Genomic DNA, 13,564 nt, shown 5'->3' on the forward strand with positions numbered 1-13,564 from the left:
ATGGAGTATTTTAAGCTTAAAATAATGCAAAAAGTTGGCTACCTAAACAGCCGTTTTGCCCTGCAATGGAAGTATGACCCTGAATCCAATTAAACCCCTATCCCCACAAAAAGAAGAAAGAGGCGAGTGAGTGTTCTATTTTTAGACAATTGGTTATTTATAAATGTCAGTATTTTCTCGTCACTTCATTTTGTGTTTTTAAGATACTTAATTTGCTCGTTTTATTTTGAGATAAGAAAGGAACATTCTTGGCGTATTTATTGAACTGTAAAATTAAGAAACATTATCATTTAAACCAATATGGATGAAGCTTATATGATTAAAAAAATAAATTTTCTCGTTTCCGCGATGGTCATGTCGGCAAGTTTAGCATATGCTAATTCTCAGTTTTGTTTGAAACATTATCATCCTAAATTTTTACCAGAACTAATACCATCAGAATCAAAAAGCTCCTCAATAATTCCTGAGAAACGCTCGGTGAGATCGAATGAAGTACAAATTATTCATGATGGAAAAAGTCAATAGCCACTCATTCACGTCATCGAAAGTCATAATTTAACGGATTATTTTTACTTAAATGACCATTTGGGAGATCATATTAAGATAAGTTTATTATTGCCAAAGAGGACGGAAAAAACAGAAAATATTGATACCTACCAAAAGGCACAAATTGCCAACAAAACTTCTAATTCATCAGTACCAGCTTTGCGTTCTCAAGGTAAGAGTGGTTCTGGTTCATTAGTTGTTGGTTCAATTTTAGAAATGAATAAATTACCTCCAGATGAAAAAAGAAAAATAATGAAGAGATATTTCAGTGAAGAAATATCAAATGTTCAATTTCCCTTGGATGATGGTGTTATCGACTTTATGATTAAAACTTTAGTGAATGACAGCGAGACACTTCAACGGGCTTTAGATTATCATAATCGTCAAGAAGTCAAAGATCCAAAAAGAACTTTTTTTAGTGATTTTTATAAATATGAATTAGCGAATGAAGGTATGAAAAGGTACTTTAGATTCAAACCAAAAGGATCAAACTCAGTGGTTAATGCAAGAGTATTAGATATTCACAGATGGAATAGGTACCCTGAAAATGCAGGTCCGGAAACCCTTACAAATAGACGAAGTTCAACATTTACAGGCGTGAGTATTCTTGTTGAATGGCTAGGAAGTCTAGATAAAAATGGGATTCAAGAAAAACATATTGCCTATTTAAAACAAGAAGAGATTGAAACTGTAGAAATCATAGATAATGCAGAAAGAATAAAAATTCATGACAGTTTTAAGGACACTTTAAGCCCAATGGAAATTCAAACTAAAAATCTGGCGGAAGCGCTTCGGGTAAAAACATTTGGATTTACGGAAAAAGATCGAGTGCCAGGAATAGGTGCAAGTGATGGAATTGACCCGCTAACGATGATGAGCAATATCTCTCATATTGCCATGAAAGAATGGAATTTAAATAGATTTGGGGATCTATTAGAAAAAATAATATTGGACTTAACAACCAAAGAAGAAAGAGAGCACTCGCTATTTAATATCATCGATTTGATGGGAAAACTAAATCCAAGATTTGTTCTTGAAAAATTTAAAACAGCCTCACACTCCTGGGTGTATATTTTTGTAATTACAGAAGATGGCCAGCTAAAGGTTTCGCCTCATGGGCACTGGGATAATAATTTGAAAGCACAGAATCTTAGGCTAGCTGGTGGAAAACGAGTTTTTGCTGCCGGGAAATTTACTATAGATGAAAATGGAAAATTGAGTATTGATTTGAAATCAAATTCCTACCAAGATATTGATGTCGCCTATGGAAGGCACGATGCGTTTAGAACTTATGGGAATGAGGGATTAGATTTTTTCATAGTTCAAGCTTTTCTGATGCAAACTGGAAAGTATGTAGAAAACATTAATAGCAGTTCTGCTGAATCATATTACGAGAATGATTTTTTCCGGGAGATGGCTAGAGAAAATAACAGTACGAAATCTAAATTTGAACAAAGAGGTCAATATGGATTTGGTGGAAATAGATGGGAAGGGTCAGGTAATGAAAGTGATTTTTCTTACACAAAGAGTAAGTTTCACAGTCATCAGGTTAGAAGTAATGACCTTAAATGGAATGCAGAAAATGAGAATGAAATTCCATTAGAATTTCAAGAATGGGCTAAACGCACAGGTTCAAATGAAAAAATAGACTGGGCTCATTATGTTTTAGGAACAGATCCAGATATGCCTTTTGGAACAATAAAAAGGAGATATAGAAAATTAATTTTAAAGTTTCATGCGGATAGAAACCCTTCCGAGCGTGCCGAACGAATTTCACCTAGTTTAACTGTTGCGATGGAAATAATAGAAGAAAAATTAAAAGAAAATGTGAGATAAGGAATTGAAGTTATGATTCTAAATTTGGTCAAAATTATTTTAATACTCTTGCTGCCGATACAAGTTCTTAATGCAAATGTCATTATAGGTTCATTTAATGTAAGTCATCAGCTTCGATTTGGTGTAGTGATTGAACCCCATTTGCAGGGAATTGAAAATATTTTAGGACCAGCACTGGCATTGCTTAATGCAGCACTGGTTGAAAAATTAGAACTTCAAAATAAAGCGGGTGGACCGTATGATTTTATCATTGAAGTCACGAATAGAAAAAATGTTGAAATAAGAAATTCTGGAGATAATAGAATTCTATATTTTAATCGTGGAATACAAGGTGATGCGTACTCGCTTTTTTATCATGATTCCCCAGGCAGTCCAATTATTGTCAGGGTTTTATGGGATGAGGCAATGACAGAAATAAAAAATGGAAAAAGCGTTGAAAGACCTGATGCTTTTGCAAGACTTGTGACCTTGCTGGGACATGAAATTTATGGAAATGTGCTAAATTTAAGAAAAAAGAGAGAAATCTTGGAATCGTCGCAAATTAAATATTCCGAGACCAAACAAAATGAAGAGTGGTTAAAGTCAGAAGTTTCAGCATTTAGATCAGGAATAGAATTTATATCCACATTGTTGAAAAGATTGGGACCACAATTGTCCGTTAAAATGAAATCTGATTTTCTTGCTGCTTTAGAACGAGAGAAAAAGAGTCTAAGTTTTTATGAAGACAAATTAGATTCACTTCTTGGAAATTCAGGAAGTGTCATTTTCTTATCAAAGATAAATAGGTGTAAACTTTTTTATTAAAGATCAAAACGAACTGAAATCATACCAATTGCTAATTATCGGTTTAAAAGCAATTAGTATTATCCAGCGATTTTTAAGTGGGCTTGCTCTGGAAGCGGCAGTCTGATGACAAATCGAGTGTGGGGGCTTGTTTCATCAAGAAAAAACTGTCCTTGGTGAGATTCAATGATTCCTTTGGAGATGCTGAGGCCTAAACCAGTTCCTTTACCAACTTCTTTAGTGGTAAAGAAAGGTTGAAAAATTTTATTTTGAATTTCTTTTGAGATGCCAGACCCGCTATCTGTAATAGAAATTTCTATCCAGTTTGAAGCCCTATCGACTTTTATTTCCACCCATTTTTCTGGCAGATTGATGACGGCATCAAAGGAATTATTTAGAAGGTTTAAAAGGACTTGGGAGATTTCTGTCCCACGACAGATTAAATCTTGATGAAAGTTGATTTGGACCCTAAGCTGAACATCGGAGTTATAGAATCGATGTTTACAGAAGGATAAAGTCTCTTCAACAAGAAGATCCATATTGAGGCTTTTCATGGGATCGTTGCTTGCATCACGAGAGATTTGTCGAAGTCCTTTGATGATCGTAACGATGCGGTCAACAGTACTTAAGATTTTATTAGCATCTTGTTCGATTTTGTTTCGTTGGTCTTCAAGTTTTTCAACGGAGCAGTGGCGGACGATTTGATATGCTTTTCCGTTGATTATCGACAATGGATTATTTATTTCATGGGCAATACTACTGGCCATCTCTCCAAGGGAAGCCATTTTGCTAGATTCGACAATTTTAGATTCTTGTTTCCTCACTTTTTCTTGAGAGTTTAAGAAATCTGAATAAAGTTTATTGGCGAGCTTAAATGCTTTTTCTCCGGTTAACTGAATATTAATTAAAAATAATAAAATGAATAATGTCGAAATGGCGCCGATAAAACCTATCCACGTGGATATAAAATCATGGGATCCTGCGTATTCTTTGCTTTTGGTCCATTGAATGAAAAAAACATTACCACCGAAAAGGAGTTCTTTAATATATCTCTCATTGGGGTTTTGGATTACCGAAGCAGAGCTTTTAAAAATCAAATTGTTTTCGGACAAATCTGGGCGTTCGCTGTCCTTAGGGGTGTCATATATTTGAAATACAAATTCAGTTTTAAATTTTTCAAAAATGTTCTTTAAGAAATCTTCAAAAATGAACGGGGCAAATACCCAATGAGAAAAAGCATTGGTTCTTTGAATTTTAGAAGTGAATATCTTATCTGTTTTATATACGGGTGAAAGTATCAGGTAACCCATTTGCTTTTTATTTTCTTGGATAAATTCCATTCTTTTAGAAACTTTAAATTCACCAGAAACAAGCGCTTCATTAGCTGTGGCCAATAGATTTTGTTTTGAACTGGGACTGACTTGAATGATTTGTGGCTCATTTGATATCGAAGAAACATAGGACAAATCAAAGGAACTATTTTCTTTGAAAATAGTTCCAAGTCCAAGTATTCCAGGAACTCTTTGTTTGAGATTTATGTAACCAACAAAGGTTTTCCATTCATTCTTTTCGACAGATTCAGATGCGTAGTATAGACTTCGGCCGGTATTAATAATTTCAATATAGTCATTCATTTTTTCAGAAATACGTATTTCAATTTCATTGGTAATTTGTTGAAACTTTTTTGCCTCAATAGATTCGTGGCTCAATTGAATGCTATAAAAGACAAGCCCCCAGAATCCCCATCCAATCAGCAACAGGTTCCGAATTCTATTTTGAAAAGGGAGGCGAGAAATATTGGCAATGACTATAGCAGACAGTGATATCGCGACGACGAAAATTTCAAGATTGAGGAGGTTTTGATTTTCAGTTGACAGAGTAAAGGGGCCTTTTCCAATGACGGTTAAAACGATTGCTAGAATCGATACTAAAGCGCTACCTACATAGATAAAAAAATGATTCCGGAGCGAAGAAAGTATCAAAAGGATTGGAAAAACTAAAAATAAGAATTTGAGCCTTCCTGGCTGATGAAGTAAAAGGAATATCAGGGTCAGATAGATCAAAGCGGCACCCGTAATCAGTGTAATTTTTTGAGGAGCTTTTTTAAAATGCCTCCAAAGAATTTGGTGTGAATGACTCTTAACCGAAAAAATAATAGGCAGAATGAGGAGCGCGCCTATGGCATCTCCCATCCACCAGGTGAACCATGCATGGGGCATTAGTTCGAGAGGTATGGAATCATTCAAGACGAGTATCAAGACACCCAAAGTGGTGCTGATAATTGGGGCTAGGAGTGAAGCTAGAGTTATTGAGATGGGATCATGCAAGTGATCTAATTTGTATTTATAGTCTCGTATTTTTTCGATGATCCAGATTCCTAAAAAAGCTTCAAGAGTATTTCCAATAGCAATAACCGTTGAGACCAATGTTGTTGAGGGTGTCAGATAATTCGCAAGCCAGGCCCCCAGAAAGACGGCGGGTAAATATTTCCTGCCGGCGAAGAAAATCAAAGAAATGGCAAAACCTGTAGGAGGCCAAACAGGTGAGACATGGCTATTGATTGAAGCAAGTTTTAAACTTTGATCAGCTATCCAAAGATAGACGGAAGCTCCTAGAAGATTCCCTAAAATGAGGAATAATCTACTACTCTGAAAAAAAGTGGATAAATTTACCTTAAACCAATGTGGTCTCATTGCTCACTTCATCGGTACTAAAATCTGGGACTAGAGTCCAAATGAGGTCTTGTTATTTTTTGAATAAAAGGCTAGGTTTTCCAAATGAGATTCAACTGGGTTTTTATCAGAGGAATGATGAGCGGATCGGCTCATTGGTCTCAATTTTTGGAATATTTTGAAGGCCAGTTTCCTGAAGCTTGCATTCATACACCAGATATCTTGGGAAATGGGAAAAACCATTTTATGGATACACCTTTGAAAGTTCATGGAAATCTTAGCGGTATTAGAAATCAAGTTCTTAATTCTGAAAAAAAAATTATTGTAGGATTTTCTCTTGGCGGAATGCTCGGATTAGAGTGGGCGCAGGCCCATCCTGATGAAGTAGCAGGATTGATTTTGATTAATACGAGTGTGAATAGGTCAAAGTTTTACCAGCGATATCGACCTAAGGCCTTTTTAAAAACGATATTAGCAGCATTTATAAAAGATCCTTTTCAACGTGAAGAAAGAATTTTGGATTTAACATCTACACTTTCAAGGGATGAGAAAAAAATAGTTGCTAAAGAATTTGCAGAAATAGAAAAGAGACACCCAACGAAAGCCTTTAACTTTTTTAGACAATTGATATTTGCCTCCCAAGTAAAGTTAGAGGAAAAATTGATTCATTTTCCAGTTCTGATTCTCAATTCAAAGGGGGACCAGATCGTGCACACTTCATGCGCTGGTAAAATAGCCCAGGCTTTAAATATTCCATTAATCACCCATCCAAATGCGGGCCATGACCTGACTTTGGATGATCCAAAATGGGTTATTGAACAAATCCAAATTTGGTTAAAGGCACAGAAAGTAGATGAACCTCAATTAAATAAAAAATCAATTAGTCTAATTTTGGAACCAAGAATCAATGAGGGGCATCCAGGGTGATGTCAAAATACAAACAAATAAAGAAACAATGAAACCAGTAAATATATCCATGGTCCAGTGGGCTCTCAGAACCAATACAACGGTGATTTCATAAATTAGAATTAAAACCCCTATACACCCCCAAACACCACCTAAATGAAATAACTCATAAGCACCAAGGGTTGCCAGGGCGGTGTGCCCTGAGAAAAAAAGATCTTGAGTCACTCCATAGGTAACAAAAAGTGATGGGAAACCAGGATATTTCCAAATCATGCCTTCGGGGGCAGGTAAGATGGTGATTATTTGATTCAGTTGTCGCAATAAAAAAATAATAATCATACAAACTAGCGGTTTAAAACTTGGTCCAAATAATGAATAAAAAATAATAAACAAGCCTAATAAATCTATTAATAAACTACTGGATATAAGGAGCCAACGAACGAGGTTTGGGCTTTGATTTAAATAGGAGTTTATGGAAGAAGTCAGAAGGTGAAGGCTGTCTTTTATTTCATTATTAGAATTTAAGTGAAATCGAGAAATAAACTTTTGACTTAAAAACCAAAAAACGAGTGAGATTATTGTAATTAACAACTTAAAAATCATAATTTAATTTTGCTCCCATATCTTGCTAGGGTAAGAATTTAAGATGTTTAAAATAGGCCTCTGAAGAATCTTTAGTATCATTACTGTCATGTTGAAATATAATAGCTAAAATTTCAAACTCATTTACATTTTTATTCGGAAAAGCTTTCTTTAGGTCTGCAACAAAATTTCTTTTAAAATTCTGAACCTTTCCTAACATACTTGTGTTATTGAGAAGCAATTGCTTAGACTCTGGCAGGGTAATGAAACCATAACTTTTATGGGAGTACCAATTTTCAAAAATATCACCTTCCCTGCGTTCTTCTCCGGGGACGGGGTCCCCCCAATAATATCCAAATAAGAAAACCTTATCATTTTTTCCATCAAGAATTGTTAAGTCATTATTTGCTTTTCCATCACGAATCATGAACCAAATTTGAAATGCAGAATCATCTTTTCCCGTTTTTCCTTTCACTGGATCAGCCCCGTTCACTCCTTTTGTTACAGCCATTTTTAAATCAATATTTGGAAATTCTAGTGGTGAAAAACGATAAGAAAGGGTCATCATTTTTATAGAATTTTTATGACTGCGTAGCGCAAGCCAATTCTTTTCCCCATTAAAATCAGTGGGAAAAAATCCAAATTCTTTATTGTCATCGAGTCCCGATGGAGAACTTGAATCAAAATAGAATTGATTTTCCATCCGAAAATGAATCATATGTCTATTTTTAAATTCAATTTGAATTCCATGTGGAAATATTTTTTTGTCAGCTGGAGAAATTCTGAATTTTGAAAAGAGGCTATCTAGGCTTGTTATATCTAGGGAGTTATAAGGGTTGTAGCTAATTTGTGATTTAGGAAAATTTGTTTTCACAAGGTAATCGTCGGCTGGATCTGAATTCAATGGTAATAAAAGCTGATTAAGGTCCCTTAAGCTTGCAAAGGGTGCGGTTAGAATATATTTATCTCCTTGAACATCTATTTTAGTAACGCTATTATCGTCTCCTAATTTAAAATATCTTTTGTTTTTCCATTTTTCAGCATTAGCCAATTGAATCATGGTTTTGGCGTTCCATTTAAAATTATTTTTAAGATCGTCAATTTTTAATTCAGCTAATGTTTGTAGAAGCCCTTTCATAAATGCTTTTTGGTTAAAATGGGATGACAAAATACCTGCAAGATGATCCGCGTTTAGGGTCCCAAGATCTGTTGCTTGTAAAGAATTAGGAAACTTAGAAGACGATGTGGTGACAACGCCATCATTATTTTCATCGAAACGAGCCAATAATTTTGTAGCTTTCATAAAGATATGGGAATCTTCCGGAAGACTTTCAAAGGTGATCGAAAAATACCTTGTGAGTCCAACCAGGGCTCTTTCATTTTTTCGCCAAAAGGCAGCCATAGCTGAAGGGGTTACTGACTTAGAAGCTATTTTATCATTTTGACAAATTTCTGGGGATTTACTTCCGGAAAGCGCGGTCACTAAGGCAAAAGGTAAATCTGTAGAATCTAAGATACTGGATCCATGAAGAGGAGAGGCAATGGTCACCAGTCCTAAAATGGATTCAGAAGTGAACTTCGTGTTTTTAAGAATAAAATGGAGAGCATCAATACCTCCTTTAGAGTATCCAAGAAATAAATATTTTGGAGGAGCAAAACCCTTTTGTTGTCGAGAGCTGGAATCGTCTTTAAGAAACTGAGTTAAGATCTCCGAATTGTAATCACTAGCACAAAGACTTTCTATAGGTGGCTGAATCACGCGGAGCCCTAGTTCATCGTTGAGCGCATTTAATCCTAGACTAAAAATTTCTTTATCAAAAATGCTATTATATATTCCTGAAAGGTACACAATGGTTACATCTTTCAGCTTTTCATTATATATTTTAGTTAGAGGAGTGGGGTATATTTTATCCTCAAGCTCTGCTTCTTTTATAGTTTCTTGAAGTAGTTTTTGCACCAAAGTTTCTTTACCTAGTGGATTTGTTGCAAGATTAGCGGCTAGGTTCGTTGTTGGATAAGATCCAAAAGTTTGATTGAGGATCTGTGAATTCTTAATAGCCGATGTTTTTAGAGAGAGCCAATCTTTGGCAAATTTAAAATCATGGGGATCTGGTACAAAGGGCTTTTCTTGAATAACAAATGACTTTTCCAGTAGATAAGGAATTTGATACATTTTCATGACAGCTTGTTTCGCAGGCAACGTCATTCCAGAAAGAGTAGACAAATTGCTTTCCTTAGTTTTTTGTAGCAGACCTACTTTCTTTTTTATTTGTTGGACTTTAGAATGGCTAGCCAGCTTTTCGGCAGATCCAGAAGTAAGAATTGCATCGGTTAGCTCTCCTATATCTTCAGGTGAAATCATTGATTGAATATCAAACTTTGAAATATTAAAATTCAGAGGACTCAAAAACTGGCTTTCAGGTGACTTCGATGGATCAAATTTAAAAGCACTCATAAAATTCTTCATTTCGCTCACGACAAAGTAAGGGCGAGTCTCCGTGACGAATCGAGAAATATATTGAAAAATTCTTTTTTGTGAAAAATCCTTTGCCTGAGTTTCTATACCGACAGGAGAATTCTTCATTAGTTCTGAAAGTGAGGAGGAGTCTTTTTGTTGGGATTTCTGATAGGTTTTACCAAATAAATCTTTGGGATTAATATTAAGAAAATGGAGTATCTCTTTGGATCTGATTTGACCCGGAATTTTTCTACGATTGGATGCCAAAATACCAAAACTTGAATTGGCAGACAAGGATCCATGAGTTCGATACATTTTTGTAAAGGCCCCAAGAGAAGACTGAAGATAGTAACCATCCTTAAGAGACAGGATAAAATCTGGAAAATCAAAATTATTTGAAGAAGTTGATTCGACAATTCGCCACAAAGAATCTGGATAGGGAGTGTTTGCGGTGATAGACAAGGCCTCATTTTTGGTAATGAATTTTTGAGTATTTAAATTAGCATGGTAGAACTCTGGAATAAACAGAACATTTCCTTTTAAATTGTAGTAATAGATTTTTTCATTTTTTTTATCATATTTTAAATAAGCCTCACCTTGATTCGATATAACTGAGATATGAGTTTCAGTCTGTGAATTCTTATTTATGGAAATTGCTAAATCAAACCATTTTTCAGTTCTTAAATGTTCTAAAAGTTCTTTCATTTTTCTTCTATCTTTTAAATAAACAGGCCCCCAAGATCCTAAAGCCATTAAAGGAACGCCAACGTCTTTTTCGTTCTTCAGCTGTTGGACGAACTGAAAACCTGCTGCTTCAATTGATTTTTTTAAGTTGACCGGAAGTAATTCAATTTCATCCTTAGTTCCTTCATTAAAACGACCATAGTTTCCATGATCTGATACAAGAATGACTTCGATTTCTTGATTTTTTTCTCTATAAGAAGTGATGAGTCTTTTTATCTCAGAATCTAAAATTCGAATGACTTCATAGAGTCTATTTTTCTGAGTATGGGAGGTGGAATCAATGGCGCCAATGTAACCTGTCAGAATTGATTTCTGTTTTGCAGAAATTAAATCATCAATAACTGATTTTATTTCTAATTTTGGAACTTCAGTAGTTGGAAAGTACATCAGAGCTTCAACATAGGGATTGAAAAAAAAATCAAAGGCCCCCATATAATATTTTGGAAAGGAAAGTCTTCGGTAGTAATCTCGAGGGTCTCCTTGAATGGATTGAGTCGAGTCATCAAAATAGGTAGCCTCAACCGATTTAATTCTACCTACAGAACCAAAGAGTTCAGAAGTTTGAGTTACTTGTGACCAAGAGAGATCAGTCATTGATGGAAAGGGGGCAACATGGGCACCTAATTGGGTAAATTCTTGTAAAAACCCTTGTCTCTGGGCTTCTAAAAAACTAGCGTAAGATAACCCATCAATTCCAATGAGTATAGTTTGAACTTTGTTTTCAAGCGAAAAAGCAAAAGGTAAAAATAGAAGCTGGGCTAAGAGAAAAAACTTTGCGTAGATTAGTTTAGTCATCATTTCTTTTCCTAATTTCTAAATCTACTCTAGGTAGATATTGACAAGAGTGCCTTCACGATAACTTAATTTAGAGCCACTTTTTGCTTTACAGGACATAGCATTTGCCGAAGGTAAAAGAAAATCACCAATTTGATTTAGCATGCACAAAAAACCTAAAGAAAAGTCTCTTGATGCAAGCATAATTGGTTCTTTTTGATAAATTGATTTTTCTAATTTAGCGAACTCAATGTCGTACATGAGAAAGCCACTTAATTTTAAGTTTATACTATGAATAAGACGATCATTCCACTTTTGGTCAAAACTAAAGATGACTCGCGCTTGATTTTTAGGATCACGCGTGATTTCTGATGGATATTCTTTATTTCCTTGAAAATCTACGAGCTGAAGATTGATATCTTCAGTAGGGATAAGAAGGGTGTTAACAGGTGTGCTGTCATTAAAGTAGTCAACTGCCAAAAGGTAATCATTTATCGTTGATGACCGATCAATGCCATCTTTAGGACAACAACTAATCAACAATAAGGAAAACAACAAAGTTAATACAATAGGCATAAAAACTCCTTAATTATTCAAATTTCGGTGCAAAGTTAAGGCCTAGTTAATTAACTCATTATAAATATTTAGAATTTATAATTAATTAGTTGCTCATCATTGGAGGCTTTGTTAATCCTCGTGGAGATTAAAAGAGGAGGGGAAATAGATGACGACGAATTGGATAAATAAAAAACTAAAAGGGAAAGAATTTTTTGGGCATCCGTCAGGGCTTTTTGTCTTGTTCATGGCAGAGATGTGGGAGCGCATGTCTTACTATGGAATGCGGGCGCTGTTAACTCTGTATATGATTAAATATCTAATGGCCGATCCAGAGCGAATGGCAAGGGTCTTGGGTTTTGATACCTTAAAGTTTATATTGGAAACTGGATTTGGGCCCTTAGCGATTCAACCTTTCGCCTCTCAAATCTATGGTCTTTATACAGGTTTTGTTTATTTATCTCCCTACTTTGGTGGAATTTTAGCAGATCGAGTTTGGGGAAGGCGAAAAAGTGTTTATATCGGAGCCGCACTTATGGCATTAGGACACTTTTTGATGGCTTTTGAAAATTTATTTATTCCTGCTTTGTTCTTTCTTATTTTGGGTAATGGAGCCTTTAAACCAAATATTTCGACTCAAGTGGGGGCTTTGTATCCAGAGGGTGATAACCGTAGGGATGGGGCTTTCACCATTTTTTATATGGGAATTAATTTAGGTGCTTTTTTCTCGCCTTTTTTAAGTAAAAACTTAGCTCTGGCAATCTGTGATTGGTTAGGGATAACCGATCCTGGAGTGCCTTGGCATATTGGCTTTGCCCTAGCAGGTATAGGAATGTTATTTGGATTATTTGTTTATCATATAGGTCGCACTTTATTACCTGCTGAAAATTTAACCACTCTGGCGCCAGTGAAAGAAAGAAATTCTATCATTTTTAAAACTGTCGGTGGTTTTTTAGGGGCTATGACAGTATTTATTTTAATATTAATGATACCTATGACTTTTAAATTGATACTCATTGCTGGAGCTGTTGCTTTGGTTGTTTGGAGTATTAAGCAAATATCAGATGAGTTAGATCGAAAAAAAGTTGCTGCCCTTATTATCTTATGTATGGGGACAGTTTTCGTCTGGGCCATATTTGAACAACAGGGTAATACCTTGCAAATTTGGGCCGATGAAAAAGCGAATTGGGCTCAGTTAGGGTTGCAACCAGAAAATTATCAATCTTTAAACCCGTTATTTATTTTTATTTTTGCTCCCTTGCTGGATGTATGGTGGAATTTTTGGGCCGCAAAAGGAAAGAGACGAAGTTCTGTTAATAAAATGGCTATTGGTTGTTTTTTGATTGGATTTGCATTTTTGACTATTCCTCTAGCTTCAAGTTTTATCACTGTTGAAAAATCAATGATCAATTTATTTTGGTTAGCCTTAGCAACCTTTATCGTGACTCTAGGTGAGTTATATTTATCTCCCATAGGTCTGAGTTTTGTGACGAAACTGGCACCAGCACGTTTTATGTCCATGATGATGGGAATGTGGTTAGCTTCCTCATTTTTGGGAAATTATTTAGCTGGAATTTTGGGAATGCTTTATAGTAAAATGTCCCAAAATTCCTTTTTCTTGGTTTTCGCCATTCTGGGTATATCAGTTGGGGTGTTCTTTTTGATCGCCGATACAAAACTAAAACATATTGTAGGAAAAGAAGTCTAA

At 35.2% G+C, this 13,564-nt stretch carries 9 protein-coding genes; 5 read left to right on the forward strand and 4 right to left on the reverse strand.

Annotation, left to right across the window (positions count from 1 at the left end; all coding sequences use genetic code 11):
* Positions 1–315: 315 nt before the first annotated feature.
* The 3 genes from J0M15_06645 to J0M15_06655 all read left to right on the forward strand — a co-directional run bounded on the left by J0M15_06645 (position 316) and on the right by J0M15_06655 (position 3,186).
* The gene (locus J0M15_06645; GenBank protein MBN8536713.1) at positions 316–525 is read left to right on the forward strand and encodes a hypothetical protein; all 210 of its coding nucleotides are present in this window, start codon (positions 316–318) and stop codon (positions 523–525) included.
* 90 nt (positions 526–615) lie between these two features.
* Positions 616–2,382, forward strand: coding sequence for a J domain-containing protein (locus J0M15_06650; GenBank protein ID MBN8536714.1), 1,767 nt, complete (start codon positions 616–618; stop codon positions 2,380–2,382).
* Positions 2,383–2,394: 12 nt separating this feature from the next.
* A complete protein-coding gene (locus J0M15_06655; protein ID MBN8536715.1) occupies positions 2,395–3,186 on the forward strand; it encodes a hypothetical protein in 792 nt (263 codons plus the stop codon).
* Between the two features lie 59 nt (positions 3,187–3,245).
* Here J0M15_06655 and J0M15_06660 read toward each other — a convergent pair whose 3' ends face one another.
* Complete coding sequence (locus J0M15_06660) at positions 3,246–5,858, reverse strand: MASE1 domain-containing protein (protein ID MBN8536716.1); 2,613 nt, start codon at positions 5,856–5,858, stop codon at positions 3,246–3,248.
* 84 nt (positions 5,859–5,942) lie between these two features.
* On the opposite strand from J0M15_06660, the gene J0M15_06665 reads away from it, so the two are divergent.
* Positions 5,943–6,764: an alpha/beta hydrolase gene (locus J0M15_06665; protein MBN8536717.1), complete on the forward strand. Its 822-nt coding sequence runs from the start codon at positions 5,943–5,945 to the stop codon at positions 6,762–6,764.
* Here J0M15_06665 and J0M15_06670 read toward each other — a convergent pair.
* The 3 genes from J0M15_06670 to J0M15_06680 are packed head-to-tail and all read right to left on the reverse strand — an operon-like array spanning position 6,723 to position 11,877.
* Positions 6,723–7,346, reverse strand: a complete 624-nt coding sequence (locus J0M15_06670; GenBank protein ID MBN8536718.1) for a hypothetical protein — start codon at positions 7,344–7,346, stop codon at positions 6,723–6,725. The genes J0M15_06665 and J0M15_06670 overlap by 42 nt on opposite strands.
* Before the next feature lie 25 nt (positions 7,347–7,371).
* Positions 7,372–11,325, reverse strand: a complete 3,954-nt coding sequence (locus J0M15_06675; protein MBN8536719.1) for a DUF3047 domain-containing protein — start codon at positions 11,323–11,325, stop codon at positions 7,372–7,374.
* Between the two features lie 21 nt (positions 11,326–11,346).
* Positions 11,347–11,877 (reverse strand): hypothetical protein, encoded by a 531-nt coding sequence (locus J0M15_06680; protein MBN8536720.1) that lies wholly within the window; start codon positions 11,875–11,877, stop codon positions 11,347–11,349.
* 148 nt (positions 11,878–12,025) lie between these two features.
* On the opposite strand from J0M15_06680, the gene J0M15_06685 reads away from it, so the two are divergent.
* A complete protein-coding gene (locus J0M15_06685; protein MBN8536721.1) occupies positions 12,026–13,564 on the forward strand; it encodes a peptide MFS transporter in 1,539 nt (512 codons plus the stop codon).

This window comes from Deltaproteobacteria bacterium (genome assembly GCA_017302835.1).
GTDB lineage: Bacteria > Bdellovibrionota > Bdellovibrionia > Bdellovibrionales > Bdellovibrionaceae > UBA2316.

Bases quoted from the DNA above. Each gene is read 5' to 3' on its own strand.
- J0M15_06670 (MBN8536718.1), bottom strand. From the start codon at position 7,346: ATGATTTTTAAGTTGTTAATTACAATAATCTCACTCGTTTTTTGGTTT.
- J0M15_06675 (MBN8536719.1), bottom strand. From the start codon at position 11,325: ATGATGACTAAACTAATCTACGCAAAGTTTTTTCTCTTAGCCCAGCTT.
- J0M15_06655 (MBN8536715.1), top strand. From the start codon at position 2,395: ATGATTCTAAATTTGGTCAAAATTATTTTAATACTCTTGCTGCCGATA.
- J0M15_06680 (MBN8536720.1), bottom strand. From the start codon at position 11,877: ATGCCTATTGTATTAACTTTGTTGTTTTCCTTATTGTTGATTAGTTGT.
- J0M15_06660 (MBN8536716.1), bottom strand. From the start codon at position 5,858: ATGAGACCACATTGGTTTAAGGTAAATTTATCCACTTTTTTTCAGAGT.
- J0M15_06665 (MBN8536717.1), top strand. From the start codon at position 5,943: ATGAGATTCAACTGGGTTTTTATCAGAGGAATGATGAGCGGATCGGCT.
- J0M15_06685 (MBN8536721.1), top strand. From the start codon at position 12,026: ATGACGACGAATTGGATAAATAAAAAACTAAAAGGGAAAGAATTTTTT.
- J0M15_06645 (MBN8536713.1), top strand. From the start codon at position 316: ATGATTAAAAAAATAAATTTTCTCGTTTCCGCGATGGTCATGTCGGCA.